This is a genomic window from Acinetobacter sp. YH01025 (genome assembly GCF_013420185.1).
Classification (GTDB): domain Bacteria; phylum Pseudomonadota; class Gammaproteobacteria; order Pseudomonadales; family Moraxellaceae; genus Acinetobacter; species Acinetobacter indicus.
In genome coordinates this window covers 315,535-331,042 of sequence record NZ_VOYR01000001.1, presented here as the reverse complement: position 1 = coordinate 331,042, position 15,508 = coordinate 315,535, and the positions used below count along the sequence as shown (strand labels likewise).

Genomic DNA, 15,508 nt, shown 5'->3' with positions numbered 1-15,508 from the left:
ATTATTCGTCCTTTTGTTGAATTTGAGCGTGTTCATGAGCACGCAATAATTTTGCCACCCACACCACCAGAATCAGAATCGGAATTCCAAGCAGCGTGGTCATGAGGAAGAAACTCGGATAACCGATATTATTGACTATGGTACCTGAATATCCACCTAAAATTTTAGGAGTGAGGGTCATTAGCGAACTAAAGATCGCATATTGTACAGCGGTAAACGACACACTGGTTAAGCTGGACAGGAAGGCAATAAATGCCGCACCGGCCAGACCGGAGGCCAGGTTATCAATAATAATTGCCAGATAGAGCCATAAACTGCTATACGGTTTAATCACCTTACCGCGAACTTCTACCGCTGCATCAGCGTTGATATCCACCGGTGTCAAGGCCTGAATATCAATATCCAGCACCGGATGCTGCGGTGCCAGCTGATAGCTGCGGTTAGCACTGAGTGTACTGCCATCCAGCAATCGGGCCTGGACCTGAATCGTGCTATTTTGTGCTGTCTGTAACTGCTGGCCTTCAATCACGCCACTAAACAGGCCACCCTCTTCCAGCTTGGCCGGATATTCCTTGCCATCCAGAACCAAACTCAGCGGCTGTTCAGGTTGTAGCTGTGCAGCATCAAGACCACTCAACTGACCACGAATCACCAGACTTTGCTCGGCTTCCTGTACAGAAATCCGGTTATCCGAAGTAATCGGTAATAACTGGATTTGGGCTGTGCCGGTCTGCTGCAAATACGGCATGCTTAATTGTGCCTGATCGGACTGATTGGCATATTGTGCCTGTACCTGAATCTGATTGGCCTGAGCCAGCACATTGCTCGGTACCTGTATGCTCCAGTAACCGGCTTCATCAGCCTGTACCTTATATTGCTGCGCCCCGACATTCACCTGCACATCACTCAGGCTTTGCCCGGATTTGACCAGTCCAATAAAAATCAGGTTGGTCGAGCTGGCCAGCACTGCGCCCAGAAACATCAGTTTCATGATATTCATTTTTTGGGCCAGCAAACCACCCAGGAAGCCACCCACCAACGAGAAAATCACCCCGTAGACTTTGACTGCTTCAGCAATCTGTTCTTTGCTGAAGTTCAGGTCCTGATAAAACACATTGGAAATGACCCCGGCAATAATATCCGAAACCCGATAAAACCCGATCAGCAGCAGTAACACCAAAGCCAGCTTTAAACCATAGCGCTTAAAGAAATCCGCGACCGGATGCACCCAGGTTTCAAAAGCCATCTGTTTATTGACTGCACCCAGTTTGACCTGCACAGTTCCGACCAGTAAAGCCACCGCACCCGAGCCAATAAAGCGAATCGCCTCCAGCGTAAACAGCAGGAAGGAATCCTGAATACTGAGCTGGTTTTTCAGCGCATCCAGCGCCTGACCGGAATAGATATAACTCAGCACAAAACTGATCACGGCAACAAAAAACACCACCACCAGTCGATAATAATCGCTGCGTTTATATTCTTTACGGACACGCTCCACCACCGGCTCACGAATCACCAGCGTGGTACACATCCCGATCAGCATCACCGCCGCCATCACCAGATAGGTGTATTTCCAGGCCTCATAAATATAGTTGCCTTTAGCCGTGCCCAGATACGCTGCCAGAAATAAAGCGCCCGCACCAGCTACAATCATCCCGATACGATAACCGGCGTTATAGGTCGAAGCCAATACAGTTTGCATCTGGGTTTCAGCCAGCTCAATACGATAGGCATCAATCACAATATCTTGCGTGGCCGCAGCAAAACCGAGCAGCACCGCACCCACCGCCATCTGGTAGAGATGCGTCTGCCCTAAGGCCGGATCTGAAAAGGCCATAATACAGATGGCGCATATAATCAGGACCTGGGCAATTAAAAGCCAGGCCCGGCGCCGGCCCAGTTTTTGGGTTAAATATGGCACTGGTAACTCATCAATTAATGGTGCCCAGACAAACTTAAATGAATAACCCAGCGCCGCCCAGCTAAAGAAAGTTACGGCATTACGGCTAATGCCGGCTTCACCTAACCATAACGATAAACTGGAAAAAATAAGAAGAATGGGAATACCGGCCGAGAAGCCAAGAAACAGCATGATCAGCGCACGCCGATCTAAAAATGCGGTAAAGGCAGACTTCCATCCTGTAGATTGTGTTGTCATTACATTATTTTTGTCAAAAAACTGAATGTTGCTATTCAATCGTTTAATGGATTTGGTTTCAACCTGATTTATGCAAACGCCCTGTGATTTTCTGGAGAAATGCAGCGGCCTGGCTTGAAATTTTCTATTAAACCTGTATACCTTAAATCTCTATTGCAATAATTTCGTTTTGGATTTCACAGTGACGCAAAGACACGAGCACATGACCTCTTCTTTATCTGCTTCAATTACCGAACAACAAACATTAGTTTTACAACCAGAACAAACTCTTACCTCAGCCTTCGAACAAGCCGAAATTCAAACGACACTTAATAACACCCGCTTAAGCCCGGAACAGCTGACCCATATTCCGGATCTGGACAAAATTCCGGCCTCCACCAAACGGATTAAACCTTTAAATAATTTTCTGGGTCAGGATCGTGCCCGTGCTTCGGTAGAAGCCGGCATTGCCTTGCCGTATTCCGGCTATAACATTTTTGCGGTCGGTACGGCAGGACTGGGCAAACGCACCATGATCCGGCGTTTACTGCAGCAACATGCCAAAACCATGGCCACGCCAAATGACTGGGTGTATGTCAATAATTTTAAAAACCCGCGCCAGCCCATTGCCCTGCGACTGCCGGCCGGTCAGGCACCGAAATTCCAGACCCAGCTGCATCAGAGCTGGCAGACCATTTTAAAACAGCTGGAACGCCGTTTTAGCGCCGAAACCTATCACAACCGCATTGAACAGATTCGCCAGCAAACTGGCGATGAACAGCAACAGGCCCTCATTGAACTGACCAAAGAAGGTGAAACGCTGGATTTAAAACTGGTCTCGCGCAATGACGAGCACTGCTTTATTCCGGTGCAGTTTAAAGATGACCAGCTGCAGGAAATGACCCAGGAAGATGTCAATGCCTTAAGTAGCAAAGAGCGCGCCGAAATTGCCGCCAATATGCGCTATATGGATAAAAAACTGGAACGTCTGGGTCTGCATCTGGGCGATCTGGAAGATGATGCCCGCGATCGGGTTCAGGTCCTGAATCGTGACATTGCCAAACAGGTGGTGATGCCGCGGATTGATTTATTGCTGAATAAATTTTCAGAGGTTCAAGGGCTTGAAGACTATCTGAAATACTATGCCGAAGACATTATCAACAATGTTGAAATGGTGCTGGAACAGGAAGAAGATGACTTCACTCCGGCAGTGTTTAGCCGGGTGCCAGCGCGTTATCAGGCCAATATTGTTGTCACGCATAAACCGAATTCGGGTGCACCGGTAATCTTTGAAGATTTCCCGACCCACTACAACCTGCTCGGTCATGTGGAACAGATGACCCAGAACGGCACCATCACCACTGACTTCACCTTAATCCGTTCCGGTGCCTTACATCGTGCCAATGGCGGTTTTTTAATTCTGGAAGCCGAACAGTTACTGGAACAGCCTTATGCCTGGCAAGGGCTGAAACGTGCCTTGAAATCGGGCCAGCTAAAACTGTCCTCACTGGAACATATGCTGACTTTAACCGGTAGTATTTCGATTGAGCCGGAATCAATTCCCCTGACTTTAAAGGTCATTCTGCTGGCCGAGCCGGAAATCTATTATGAAATTCTGGAAGTCGAACCGGAGCTGGGCAGCGTCTTTAAAATCCGTGCCGACTTCACCGATACATTACAACGTAATGACACCAATGAGCAGGCTTATATGCAGCTGATAGCTGATTATGTTCAGGCCGATAAACTACTGCCCTTTGACCGCTCTGCCCTGGCCGCGCTGTTAACCGACTCGAGTCGTCTGGCCGAAGACCAAAGCTCGTTGTCCTTACATGCGCTAACGCTAGGTGATCTGATTCGGGAATCACATCATCATGCCGTACAAGCCGGCAAAAAAATGGTGTCAGAAGAACATATCAACATGGCGCTGGATCATCGCAAATATCGCTTAGGCTATTTACGTGAACTGTACTGGCAGGACCTGTCGCGCGGCACCCAGCTGATTGAAACCAAAGGTCATCGTCTGGGTCAGATCAATGCCCTGTCCGTGATTCATTATGCCGATGTCGAGTTTGGTCTGCCTTCACGCCTGACGGCATCGGTCTATCAGGGCGGCGGCGATATTCTGGATATTGAACGCAGTGTTGAATTGGGTGGCTCGCTGCATGCCAAAGGCGTGCTGTTAATGTCCAGCTTCCTGAAAGCCCATTTTGGCCGCGAACAGATTCTACACTTCTCTGCCGCACTGGCCTTTGAGCAGAGCTATGGTCAGGTCGATGGTGATAGCGCCACCGTTGCGGAACTGTCTGCCCTGATTTCAGCAATCAGCCAGTTACCGATTGATCAGTCCTGGGCCATTACCGGCTCCATGAACCAGCTGGGTCAGGTACAACCTGTTGGCGGCGTCAATGCCAAAATTGAAGGTTTCTATGATGCCTGTAAATTACAGGGCCTGACCGGCAAGCAGGGCGTGATTATTCCACGTCAAAACATGCAGCATCTCATGCTGCGTAAAGATGTGATTGAAGCGGTGCAAAAAGGCGAATTCCATATTCATGCCATTGATGTGATTGATCAGGCACTGGAAATTCTGATGGCGCGTCCGGTCGGAAAACTGGACAAAAAAGGCCGTTATAGCAAAGGCTCGATTTATGACATGGTGATGGCGCAGCTGGAATACTGGCAAGCCATTGAAGATGGCGCAGAAATTGAAGAGGAAGAGCCGAAGAAAAAGAAAAAAGCTAAGAAAGAAAAAAAGGCCAAGAAAAAAGATCAACCGGCTGAAGCAGCAATTGAGGCTATTCCGATAGAAGATGCCCGTAACCAGACTGGCTCATAATGGCCGGTCTAAAAAAGCAAAAAAGCGCCGAAAGGCGCTTTTTTTATACGACTGAATTAAGCTTCAGGCGCTGGGCTGTACTGTTCAACCAAAGGCTGTAACTCACCTTTTTGGAACATATCCAGCATAATATCGCTACCGCCAATTAACTCGCCATTGATCCACAATTGCGGGAAAGTTGGCCAGTTGGCAATTTTCGGCAAAGTTGCACGAATATCCTGGTTTTCAAGAATATTCACATAGGCAAATGGACGACCAATTTGACTGAGCGCTTCTACTGCACGAGCTGAGAAACCACATTGTGGGAATTGCGGTGTGCCTTTCATGTAAAGAAGAACTGCATGTTTAGCAATTTGGTCACGAATTAACGCTTCGGTATCGCGTGCTTGTTCAGTCATTGATAAATCCTCAACTAATCTGTTTTGCATTATACCGAAAACACAGCAAAACAGTATGCTTAAAGCAATATTTCCATTTTTATTTACATTTACACTTTCAATCGGGGGCAGATTTTGCTTATATAAGTTTTTTCCTTTCTTTCTTACAGATAAGAGTTAGTCATGAACAACGTTACCCTTGCCCCTGTGCAAACTGATCAACCGTCTCATTTGATGCCCGTCTTCGGCCGTCAGCCGATCAGCTTTGTCCGCGGCCGAGGCGCTTATCTGTACACTGAAGATGGCACCGAATATCTGGATGCCCTGACCGGTATTGCAGTCTGTGGTTTAGGTCATGCTCATCCGGAAATTGCTGCTGCCATCGCGGATCAGGCCGCGACCCTGATTCATACCAGCAACCTGTTTGAAGTGCCTTGGCAAACTGCCGCTGCACAAAAACTGGCAGAAGTCGCTGGTATGGAAGAAGTCTTCTTCTCTAACAGTGGTGCAGAATCGAATGAAGGTGCCATTAAAATTGCACGTAAATTTGGTTATTTACAAGGCATTGCCAATCCGAAAATTATTGTCGCCGATCAGTCGTTCCACGGCCGTACCCTGGCAACCCTATCTGCCACCGGCAATAAAAAAGTCCAGGAAGGTTTTGCACCGCTGGTAGAAGGTTTTATCCGTGTACCGTTTGGTGATGTTGAAGCCATTGAAGAAGCCGCCATTCAGTATCCGGACATCGTCGCGATTCTGGTTGAGCCAATTCAGGGCGAAGGCGGTGTTAATACCGCGCCTCAAGGCTTTAGCTACCTAGAAGATATCCGCCGCATCTGTAACCAGCACAACTGGCTGATGATGCTGGATGAAGTGCAAACTGGTAACGGCCGTACCGGTAAATATTTTGCCTATCAGCACACCAATATTGTGCCAGATGTCTTAACCACTGCCAAAGGCCTGGGCAATGGCTTCCCGATTGGTGCAGTGATGACCCAAGGTCGCGGTGTGGGTGTACTCACTGCCGGTAACCATGGTTCAACCTACAGTGGTACTGCCCTGGGGTCACGTGTGGTCTACACCGTGATTGATATTATCCAGAAAGAAAATCTGGTCGAGAATGCCGCAAAAATGGGTAGCTATATTGTTGAGCAGCTACGCAACCAGCTGGCTGACCAAAATGTCAGCGTGCGTGGTTTTGGCCTGATGATCGGGATTGAATTACCTAAAGCCTGCGCAGAACTGGTGGATATTGCCCGTGATGAATACAAACTGATTGTCAATGTGACCGCCGGCTCCGTGGTGCGTTTACTGCCAACCTTGAACATTAGCCAGGAACAGGCCGATCAGCTGGTTGAACGTCTGGTGAAAATGATCAAAACGTTCCTGGCTTAAGCCGCGTGTTGATCTCAACAGATCTCAATCTGCATAAAAAAGCCGCATGATGCGGCTTTTTTAATTTCTGAATTGTTATATTTTATGAGGCTTCCTGGTAAATTCTGCCGCCAGGTAACTGACAAAAATACTGTTTTAAAGCATCCAGACAACGATGCACTTTCATTGGCTGCTGCTCACGTTTTGGCGTAATCGCATACAATGTAAAGGTCGGCAATTTCCATTCAGGTAATACTTCGACCAAAGAACCGTTAATTAAATCTTTTTGTACATCTAGATATAAAAGTCTCGCGATTCCGTGCCCTTGTAAACATAATGATTTGGCAATCAGAACATTATTTGTGGTGAGGCGAGAGCTCATGTCCAGTCCGACCACTTCACCCGTACTGGCGTGATGAAATGAAAAACTGGCATAATTTTTCATCAAATTTACTGGAATCAGGTCATGATTTTTTAAATCTTCAGGACGTGACACCGGTGTGGTCTGGTTCAGATAACTTGGTGATGCCACCAGAACCTGCTCAACGCGCGCCAGTGGCACTACATTCAGCTGACTATCTTCAATTTTTGAACTCATGCGCAAAGCAATATCAATCCGACCTTCAATCAGGTCAATAAACTGATTGTCCGCTTCGACATGTATGGCCAGACCACGATGGGCTGACATCCAGTGCGACAATGCCGGAATGACATGATTCGCACCCAGTTCCGGGGTGGTTGCGATACGCAAATCACCTACCAGGTCATCGCGTAATTCATTAATGCGTATTTTACCACGCTCCGCAGCGGCGAGCATTTCCTGACAGCTGTGGAAAAAAGCTTGTCCAGCTTCAGTCAAACTCAGTTTTCGGGTGGAACGGTGTAACAGCGTTACTTCCATTTCATTTTCCAAAGAACGAATTTGCTGACTTACAGCACTTGTGGTGATACCGAGTTCACGCGCAGCGCCACTAAACGAGCTTTTTTCAACAACACAAGCAAATACACCCATTGCTCGAAGTTGATCTAACATAAATTTCCCTCTGAACTTATGAGATGCTCCTACCTTTGATAAAAGCAACTCATTGTATTATACGGTGAAATTTACGTTTTGCACTTAAAAAAATTAATTTATTGGTAAAACATTAGTCGGGTTGATCGGCTTGCCATCAAGGCGGACCTGGAATTCCAGCATGGTGCGGGTGGTGCCCGATGAGCCCATTTCGGCAATTTTCTGCCCTGCTGCTACATTTTGTCCACTATTCACGTTAAGTTTACTGTTGTGTGCATAAGCGGTGATATAGCCATTAATATGCTTAATTAACACCAAGTTACCGTATTCTTTCAGGCCATCTGCGGCATACACCACCTGCCCGTCTGCAGCTGCAAAGACCGGATCACCAACATTGCCGCCATAACGAATCCCTTTCACATTCGACGCTAAATTGAAGTTTTCAATTACTGCACCATTGGATGGTTTCACCCAGCGTAAAGAACCTACGGTAGAACTCACTGTCGGCGCCGGAGTAGTGGTTCGTGGTGTGGTTGTGGTCGTCGTGGTCACCGGTGCGGTCGGTGCTGGCGTAGTTTTTGGAATAGCAATGGTCTGACGCTGGATTGGTGCTGGCTGCGTTACCGGACGCGTCGTGGTGGTACGCGGTGCACTGCCACTTTTCAGACGAATCGACTGGCCCACATAAATCCGGTATGGCGCGGCAATATCGTTCATTTCCGCAATACTGAGATAACTTAAACCATAACGTGCTGCAATGCCGCTTAAAGTATCACCTGAGCGTACAGTATAGAAATTTGGCGCAGCCGCATAACGTGCAGAATTATGTACTTGAGGTTTAGACGCACAGCCACTGATGATGAGCGTAGAAATAACGGCTGTAGATACAAATAAAGTTTTCAACAATGTTGTCGGTGCTGCAAATAAACGACCGTGTGACACCAAAGGCATTAATCTTCCTCTCTACATCTTAAATGTAATTATTGAACTGCGCTAAGATTAACAAAAAAGCACCGAAAAAGAGTTTCAGACGGTACTTTTTCACAAAGTTATAACATTCTTTACAGGGCTGGACTCAAGCTGTCATGCAGATGCCCCAGAATATCGTAATTGGTCGCATCCATCTGAATTGGGGTGATGCTGACATAGCCATTGGCCACAGCAAAGAAATCCGACTGGATTTCACCCACATCTTTACGCGGGTCTGCAACGGCTTCTCCGGCCAGTCCAATCCAGTACACCTGGCGACCGCGCGGATCGACATGGCTGGTAATCGGTTTAGATTGACTGCGACGGCCCTGATAGGTAATTTTTGCGCCTTTTAATTCCGCCACATCTGGAATATTAATATTCAAAATGTGGCGTGGCGGCAAGGTTGGCAAGCCGTTGGCAATAAAATCATGCACCCACTGCGCGGCAACTGCATAATCGGCCGGATGCTGATAGGCACGGACATTAGGGCCAGCCAGTGATACAGCTATGGCCGGCTGCGTCATTAAACGCCCTTCAAAAGCAGCACCAACGGTACCTGAATACAGTACATCATCACCCAGATTGGCGCCGCTGTTAATCCCGCTCACCACCAGATCAAATTCAAAATCAAACAGGCCATTCATAGATAAATAGACACAGTCTGCCGGAGTGCCATTCACCGCCCAGATATCTTCAGCAATCGGAATTGGACGTAAAGGACGATCTAAGGTTAAAGCACTGGAAAACCCGCTACGCTCGCTTTCTGGCGCGACAATTACCACACGGCCCAAAGGTTTTAATGCGTGTGCAAGCGCCTGGATCCCTGGCGCAAAAACGCCATCATCATTGGCAATTAAGATATTCACAAATTTACTCTTCAAATTAAATAAATGACCGGTCAGCACATTTCATTGAAATATAATGAGAAGTATATATATTTAGTGTCGAACTTCCATCAATAAAAAGTGTGTATAACATGATTCGTCGCTTATCTGTACGTCGTTTACTGGGGCTTGGTTTTGCGGTAATTCTCTCTCAAGCGGTCAATGCTGAAGGCTTGACGGTAGAAGAAGCCAATACCATTGTGAAAGAAGACATTGCTGCCGCTCAGGTGATGGCTGAGGTTTGTCCGGCCATTATTGGCAAAAACGCCAAACTGGATAGCAATATTCAGGCTTTAATTGAAACTTACCTGGCAGACTTAAAAGGTCAGACTTTAAGCTACAGCGCACTGCAGGCTGATGCTGAATATAAGAATATTCTGATTGAAGCACGTGATGCTGCTAAAGAAACCACGGCAGATGAACAGAAAACTGTTTGTCAGGATGCTGCTGTAATCGAACTTTAGGTTTGTACTGACGCACCATCTTCACATCAAGAGTAATCAGCATAGGTTGATTGCTCTTTTTTATTGCATTTCTGATTTGGCTTTTTAATTTTGGTTGTGTGTCAGCCTGCTCAGATACACTTCTTTTCTTTTCATTCTGTCAAAAATCATTAAGCTTATGGGCATGTGGTATTTTTAAGTTTTAGGTCTATTTTTTTATGTACACTTCCCAATTAAAAACGAAATCTTTGCAACTTCTGGCTGGTATCGCCATTACTTTGGGTTTGGGGCAAACCGCAGTGGCACAGAATGAAAATATTGAAGTCACACCACTTCAAAAAGTCACCCAGCAGGAACTGGCAGCCATTTATGTATTATCTGAAGTGTGCCCAGCGTTAATTCAGGACAAAGACCAGACTAAATTTAATCAGGGCTATGCCAAACTGGCCAAAGAATATATGCCGGCAGAAAAAGATCCGGTTGCAGCTTTACAAGCCCTAAGCAAGCAAAAAAGTTTTAAGCCGATGCTGGTTGAAGCACAGGCCGATGCCAAAAAAGCGGGAAGCCAGAAAAATAAGGCCATTTGCCAGGAATTGACCGCGTACAGCAAATAAAACTATTTGGTTACAATACTTTTTCCGATAAGCCGATTTCTCCCATAGAAGTCGGCTTTGCTTTATCCTAAAATGCTAGTCTCTTTTGTGCATATATCAAGTATTGGAACACCTAGAATGACTCGAAAAAGCGCCCTTGCTGCCTTACTCCTCCTACCAAGCTTTTCTTATGCAGCAACTGTTTTATCCAATCCACCAGAACTCAACAATAAATCTTATGTTTTAATGGATTATGAAACAGGGCAAATTCTTGCATCGAAAAATGAAAATGAAAAACTTGCCCCGGCGTCAATGACCAAAATGATGACCAGTTTCATCATTGAACAAAAACTATTGAAGGGCGAACTCACGGAAGATGAAAAAGTTCGTATGAACGAATCTGCATGGTGTCGCGGCAGTAGCGCGGAATCATGTATGTATGTTCCGCTGAATGGCACTGCAACTGTACTTGAAATGCTGCGTGGAATTATTGTTCAGTCGGGTAATGATGCCTCTAAAGCCATGGCGGAACACATTGCCGGCAATGAAGGCACCTTCGCACACATGATGAACGAAGAAGCCAAAAAAATTGGCATGACCAATACCCAGTTTATTAACTCGACCGGTATGCCAGCAGACGGCCATTATTCAACAGCCAAAGATATGGCAACCTTGGCCCAGCACATCATTAAAGACAGTTCTAAATATTATCCGATTTATTCAGAAAAAGAATTTACCTTTAATGGCATCCGTCAAGGCAACCGTAATGCCCTGCTCTATACAGACCCAAGTGTTGATGGTTTAAAAACCGGTCATACCAATGAAGCCGGCTACTGTTTAACGACTTCTGCAAAACGTGGCCCAACGCGTCTGATTTCTGTGATTTTTGGTGCGCCAACCATGCAGGAACGTGCGACACAAACACGTGAATTGCTGGCTTGGGGTTATGCCAACTTTGAAACCAAAAATGTACAGCCTGCAAATCAGGTCCTGGCCAAATCTAAAGTCTGGTTTGGTCAGTCGGATGAAGTACAAATTGGTCTGGCTGAAAACTTTAATGTGACCATGCCTAAAGGCAAAGCCAATGAAATTAAAACGCAATTGGTGGTTCAGCCGAAATTGACTGCGCCGCTACAAAAAGGCCAGGTCATTGGTAAATATGTCGCAAGCTTAGATGGTAAAGTAATTGCTGAAAAACCACTGGTGGCTTTAAACGCAGTTGAAGAAGCTGGCTTCTTCTCGCGCCTCATTGACCATATCAAGCAGTTCTTTAGCAACCTGTTCTAAGTTTAAAGCACGACTTTAGACTTAAGTGAAGGCACTCATTCAGCGAATGGGTGCTTTTTCTTTTATACTATTGTCTTGATCATTCCACTTTTACGAGCAGATCACTATGAGTCAGAACATTCGTCCTTATTTAGATACCCATCCACAGATTGATGATTCCTGTTATATCGACCCGATGGGTGTGGTCATTGGTGATGTGGTATTAGGCGAAAATGTCTCGGTTTGGCCGTTTGCCGTAATTCGCGGGGATGTTAATTCTATTCGTATTGGCAACAACTCGAATGTACAGGATCATGCCATGCTGCATGTCAGCCATAAAAAAGCCGACAAGCCAAATGGTTCACCTTTGATTATTGGTGAAGATGTGACGATTGGTCATCATGTGAAGTTGCATGGTTGTACTATTGGGAACCGCGTTTTGGTGGGTATTGGCACGATTATTTTGGATGACGTTGTTGTTGAAGATGATGTGATGATTGGTGCAGGCTCACTTGTTCCACCAAACAAAGTTTTGGAAAGTGGCTATTTGTATATGGGTAGTCCTGTTAAAAAAGTACGTCCGCTAACCGATAAAGAAAAAGCGTTTTTTCCGTATTCAGCGCAGAATTATGTAAAGGTTTCGGGGAATTATAAGTAAAATTGGATTTCGCATAAGAGATTTTATGTTAAATAAAAGCTAAGAATTTATTTAAAAGAGTCCAGCATTTGAAAGGAATTCTGAAAAAAATATATTTAATTATTTACTAAGCTTTTGATAAATAAATATATTTTTTATAAAACTATTTTTGGTCTACTGGTGATATATTCCAAGCCATTAGAAGTCGCCATATATTTGCGTCAATCTCTTGAACGTTATCAAAATGCTTTTGATCTACAATCCAATTAACTTTTACTCCTCCAAGAATAAACTCTTGAGAGCGCACGAATAATTGAAAATTATGGTCTGGTGAGACATAAAACTGAAACCCTGAACTCAAAGCATTCATTGAATGCCCGAAACACATTTTTCCTTTTGAACCATTATTAAACTGATAACAATCCACACCATTTTGAGTTTGCTTTGAGTCAATATTTAAGTTTTTCATTATTTCTGAATCAAAAAATTGCTTTGTATTCCTTTCTGTAGAGCCTCCTAATGTACTTACAAATACTTTGACTTGATCATAATGATCTAAAGTATAATTCCCATGAATACTGTTGTCCGTTGCCTGTACAGTTGAACCATTTAATATCAAATTAAATTCAAGGCCTCCCCCCATATCTATCATTGTCCAAGGCGTTTCTTTTGCTTCCGACTCGCTCAACGATGGATACTTTTTAGGTTGATAGTCAATAGGGAATTGACCAAGATAATGCTCAAGGTGCGGTCGATAAAACTCTCGCTCACACTTCGTACAATGTGTGTCAGGTATATGTTTTCGTCTTTGTCCAAGCTCAGCTTTGATGATGAGCTGATCTGTAAATTTCCATGTCACAATCTCTCCTTCTTTCGGGATATGTACTTTTTCTTTTGGCATACAACCTCCTAAAAGCACCATAGCCATTAGCACCATTCCTTTTTGAAAATAATTCATTACAAACTCTTAATATTTATAAAATATATAATTTAAAAACAGTTAATGACTTAGCTTTTAGCAAAGCTAAAATTAACATAGTACTAATTCCCCCAAATCATTTAAATAATAAAAAACCCCGGCATCCTGCCGGGGTTTTTCGTATTGGTTCGCTCGGTATAACTCCTGTCGTACCTTACTTTCCTTGTGCCTATCTCTTGTTATTCTTCTCTGGAACTTCCTGTTCTCCATGTCTTCATCATAGGAAATTGAAGCCAGGTCGTATAGGCGAAAAGGACCGGAATTGCTGTGAGCATATACGTACAAGAGTGGCTAAAAACTGCTCCAGCTTTTACCAAACTAGAAGAGTCATTCCTTAGTCATGACTAATATTTCGCATAACAGCCATTATGTTAAATAAGTAAAATTTAGTTATTTTTTTGAGATGATGGAGCTGAGTTCCATGTGTCTAATAAGCGCCATATTGCATTATCAATATCTTGCCATTTCTCCCAATTGTTTAAATTAGTTTCCCATTGAACCCATATATCCCCATACTTATTTGATTCATAGTTATTTCCTATTATTTCAATTGATTCTCCATTTTCTGGTCTTCTTCCTCTTGTATTAACTTTAAGAAAGACACCAGAAACATTTGGAATATTCGAATCTGCATAACAAAATAGATATTCATCAGAAAAAATCCTCCGATAACATTCCAAGCCGAATTTTTTAAATTTCGAATCCATCTTGACATATTCCGGAGTAATATTATTAAGAATTACTTTTTTTGTATCAGTATTATTTTCCCTCATCTCTAAACCTAAACCTTTTATTCGTACTCGTACCTGATCTTTATGATCAGGTGCAAAACCATCCGTAGCTTCTATTTTTTCCCTATTGAAAGTTAAATAAAATTCTAATTGTCGATTAGAGTCAGGCATTGGTAAAGTATTTGCTTCCTCTTGAGTTATAGCGGGAAATTTTTCAGGAATATAGTCAATTGGAAACTGCCCTAAATAATGTTCACGTTCAGGGCGATAAAATTCATTATCAAATTGGTCAGGAATATGTTTTCTACGTGGACCAAGCTTTGCTTTTACTATCAAATTTGGATTCTGCTTCCATGTCACTATTTCCCCTTCTTTAGGAATATCTTTTGAAATATCTTTTGATGTACATCCAATAAGTAACAGGACATACGAGGAAATAATCCAATATCTTTTTATTAGCATTATTTATCTCTTATAAATTTATGATTTCAGCAAAATCAGAATAGTTAAATTTCCCTAAAATTAACATAATACAGGTTATACGAAATTATTTTTACTTCTCTTTTTAAATCAGCATATTAGCTCATACTAAGAAGTCAAAATCACCTGATTTGGACTTCTTTATGGATTTCTCATGTTCCACGCTCATTATTAAGTCCTTGTTTCACACAATTTTTTACTCAAACTCAAAAATCATCTTCTCCAAAGAAATCCCCTTCCCTCATAGCCACATCCCCCTAAATTTTGTAGAATATGCGTTTTACCCCATGGTGCTTTTTTATGACCGCTTGGACTGCGCATGTGACTGTTGCCACCGTTGTTGAAAAAGACGGTAAATTTCTGTTCGTAGAAGAACAGACTGAAGGCGTTACACATACCGTCTTTAACCAGCCTGCAGGTCATGTAGAAGCCGGTGAAACCATTATTGAAGCAGCGGTTCGCGAAACCCTGGAAGAAACCGGATACGATGTACGTATTCAGGCTTTACTGGGCATTTATACCTATACTCCGCCCATGTTTCCAGATCGTACCTATTACCGTTTCTGCTTTCTGGCCGAAGCCATTCACCATCATGCAGATGCACAGCTAGACACTGGTATTGTCCGTGCCGTCTGGATGAGCCCGGATGAACTGCTTGAATCGGCCCGCGCCCGCAGTCCTTTGGTGATTAAAGCCGTACAGGATGCTCAGACCGGACAAAAATATCCTTTATCGCTCATTTACGAGCACCAAAATTCTCCCTTAATTCATAGTGTGGATGCCTAAT

14 protein-coding genes are annotated in these 15,508 nt (G+C 44.1%); 7 read left to right on the top strand and 7 right to left on the bottom strand.

Going from position 1 to position 15,508, the window contains the following annotated elements:
• Window position 1: 1 nt before the first annotated feature.
• On the bottom strand, window positions 2-2,158 hold the full coding sequence (locus FTT89_RS01540) for an MFS transporter (RefSeq protein ID WP_180006835.1): 2,157 nt from the start codon (window positions 2,156-2,158) through the stop codon (window positions 2-4).
• A 202-nt stretch (window positions 2,159-2,360) separates the two neighbouring features.
• Here FTT89_RS01540 and FTT89_RS01535 point away from each other — a divergent pair, with 202 nt between their 5' ends.
• On the top strand, window positions 2,361-4,973 hold the full coding sequence (locus FTT89_RS01535; RefSeq protein ID WP_218946674.1) for a Lon protease family protein: 2,613 nt from the start codon (window positions 2,361-2,363) through the stop codon (window positions 4,971-4,973).
• Window positions 4,974-5,029: 56 nt separating this feature from the next.
• On the opposite strand, the gene grxD is transcribed toward FTT89_RS01535, so the two are convergent.
• A complete protein-coding gene (gene grxD / locus FTT89_RS01530) occupies window positions 5,030-5,371 on the bottom strand; it encodes a Grx4 family monothiol glutaredoxin (protein WP_005176812.1) in 342 nt (113 codons plus the stop codon).
• A 162-nt stretch (window positions 5,372-5,533) separates the two neighbouring features.
• On the opposite strand from grxD, the gene FTT89_RS01525 reads away from it, so the two are divergent.
• Window positions 5,534-6,745: an aspartate aminotransferase family protein gene (locus FTT89_RS01525; protein WP_005176809.1), complete on the top strand. Its 1,212-nt coding sequence runs from the start codon at window positions 5,534-5,536 to the stop codon at window positions 6,743-6,745.
• An 82-nt stretch (window positions 6,746-6,827) separates the two neighbouring features.
• On the opposite strand, the gene FTT89_RS01520 is transcribed toward FTT89_RS01525, so the two are convergent.
• The 3 genes from FTT89_RS01520 to surE form a co-directional block, all read right to left on the bottom strand.
• Window positions 6,828-7,757 (bottom strand): LysR family transcriptional regulator, encoded by a 930-nt coding sequence (locus FTT89_RS01520; protein ID WP_005176807.1) that lies wholly within the window; start codon window positions 7,755-7,757, stop codon window positions 6,828-6,830.
• A 93-nt stretch (window positions 7,758-7,850) separates the two neighbouring features.
• Complete coding sequence (locus tag FTT89_RS01515; RefSeq protein ID WP_016658404.1) at window positions 7,851-8,687, bottom strand: peptidoglycan DD-metalloendopeptidase family protein; 837 nt, start codon at window positions 8,685-8,687, stop codon at window positions 7,851-7,853.
• A 110-nt stretch (window positions 8,688-8,797) separates the two neighbouring features.
• On the bottom strand, window positions 8,798-9,574 hold the full coding sequence (surE, locus tag FTT89_RS01510) for a 5'/3'-nucleotidase SurE (RefSeq protein WP_075174788.1): 777 nt from the start codon (window positions 9,572-9,574) through the stop codon (window positions 8,798-8,800).
• 110 nt (window positions 9,575-9,684) lie between these two features.
• Here surE and FTT89_RS01505 point away from each other — a divergent pair, with 110 nt between their 5' ends.
• The 4 genes from FTT89_RS01505 (at window position 9,685) to FTT89_RS01490 (ending at window position 12,552) form a co-directional block, all read left to right on the top strand.
• Window positions 9,685-10,056: an MCR_0457 family protein gene (locus tag FTT89_RS01505; protein WP_168406056.1), complete on the top strand. Its 372-nt coding sequence runs from the start codon at window positions 9,685-9,687 to the stop codon at window positions 10,054-10,056.
• Window positions 10,057-10,253: 197 nt separating this feature from the next.
• Window positions 10,254-10,649, top strand: a complete 396-nt coding sequence (locus tag FTT89_RS01500; RefSeq protein ID WP_168406057.1) for an MCR_0457 family protein — start codon at window positions 10,254-10,256, stop codon at window positions 10,647-10,649.
• Between the two features lie 117 nt (window positions 10,650-10,766).
• Window positions 10,767-11,915: a D-alanyl-D-alanine carboxypeptidase PBP5/6 gene (gene dacC / locus FTT89_RS01495; RefSeq protein ID WP_168406059.1), complete on the top strand. Its 1,149-nt coding sequence runs from the start codon at window positions 10,767-10,769 to the stop codon at window positions 11,913-11,915.
• A gap of 106 nt (window positions 11,916-12,021) precedes the next feature.
• Window positions 12,022-12,552, top strand: coding sequence for a gamma carbonic anhydrase family protein (locus tag FTT89_RS01490; protein ID WP_180061329.1), 531 nt, complete (start codon window positions 12,022-12,024; stop codon window positions 12,550-12,552).
• A 142-nt stretch (window positions 12,553-12,694) separates the two neighbouring features.
• Here the strand turns inward: FTT89_RS01490 and FTT89_RS01485 are convergent, their stop codons facing one another.
• Both FTT89_RS01485 and FTT89_RS01480 read right to left on the bottom strand, forming a co-directional pair.
• The gene (locus tag FTT89_RS01485) at window positions 12,695-13,489 is read right to left on the bottom strand and encodes a hypothetical protein (protein WP_168383967.1); all 795 of its coding nucleotides are present in this window, start codon (window positions 13,487-13,489) and stop codon (window positions 12,695-12,697) included.
• Between the two features lie 407 nt (window positions 13,490-13,896).
• The gene (locus FTT89_RS01480) at window positions 13,897-14,703 is read right to left on the bottom strand and encodes a hypothetical protein (protein ID WP_228278815.1); all 807 of its coding nucleotides are present in this window, start codon (window positions 14,701-14,703) and stop codon (window positions 13,897-13,899) included.
• A 318-nt stretch (window positions 14,704-15,021) separates the two neighbouring features.
• On the opposite strand from FTT89_RS01480, the gene FTT89_RS01475 reads away from it, so the two are divergent.
• Entirely contained in the window at window positions 15,022-15,507 is a 486-nt protein-coding gene (locus tag FTT89_RS01475) for an NUDIX hydrolase (RefSeq protein WP_005176771.1), read from the top strand.
• Window position 15,508: the final 1 nt, after the last annotated feature.

What these genes read in the sequence shown, in the direction of transcription:
- FTT89_RS01540 (WP_180006835.1), bottom strand. Translation starts at nt 2,158, where the DNA reads ATGACAACACAATCTACAGGATGGAAGTCTGCCTTTACCGCATTTTTA.
- FTT89_RS01535 (WP_218946674.1), top strand. Translation starts at nt 2,361, where the DNA reads ATGACCTCTTCTTTATCTGCTTCAATTACCGAACAACAAACATTAGTT.
- grxD (WP_005176812.1), bottom strand. Translation starts at nt 5,371, where the DNA reads ATGACTGAACAAGCACGCGATACCGAAGCGTTAATTCGTGACCAAATT.
- FTT89_RS01525 (WP_005176809.1), top strand. Translation starts at nt 5,534, where the DNA reads ATGAACAACGTTACCCTTGCCCCTGTGCAAACTGATCAACCGTCTCAT.
- FTT89_RS01520 (WP_005176807.1), bottom strand. Translation starts at nt 7,757, where the DNA reads ATGTTAGATCAACTTCGAGCAATGGGTGTATTTGCTTGTGTTGTTGAA.
- FTT89_RS01515 (WP_016658404.1), bottom strand. Translation starts at nt 8,687, where the DNA reads ATGCCTTTGGTGTCACACGGTCGTTTATTTGCAGCACCGACAACATTG.
- FTT89_RS01505 (WP_168406056.1), top strand. Translation starts at nt 9,685, where the DNA reads ATGATTCGTCGCTTATCTGTACGTCGTTTACTGGGGCTTGGTTTTGCG.
- FTT89_RS01500 (WP_168406057.1), top strand. Translation starts at nt 10,254, where the DNA reads ATGTACACTTCCCAATTAAAAACGAAATCTTTGCAACTTCTGGCTGGT.
- dacC (WP_168406059.1), top strand. Translation starts at nt 10,767, where the DNA reads ATGACTCGAAAAAGCGCCCTTGCTGCCTTACTCCTCCTACCAAGCTTT.
- FTT89_RS01490 (WP_180061329.1), top strand. Translation starts at nt 12,022, where the DNA reads ATGAGTCAGAACATTCGTCCTTATTTAGATACCCATCCACAGATTGAT.
- FTT89_RS01485 (WP_168383967.1), bottom strand. Translation starts at nt 13,489, where the DNA reads ATGAATTATTTTCAAAAAGGAATGGTGCTAATGGCTATGGTGCTTTTA.
- FTT89_RS01480 (WP_228278815.1), bottom strand. Translation starts at nt 14,703, where the DNA reads ATGCTAATAAAAAGATATTGGATTATTTCCTCGTATGTCCTGTTACTT.
- FTT89_RS01475 (WP_005176771.1), top strand. Translation starts at nt 15,022, where the DNA reads ATGACCGCTTGGACTGCGCATGTGACTGTTGCCACCGTTGTTGAAAAA.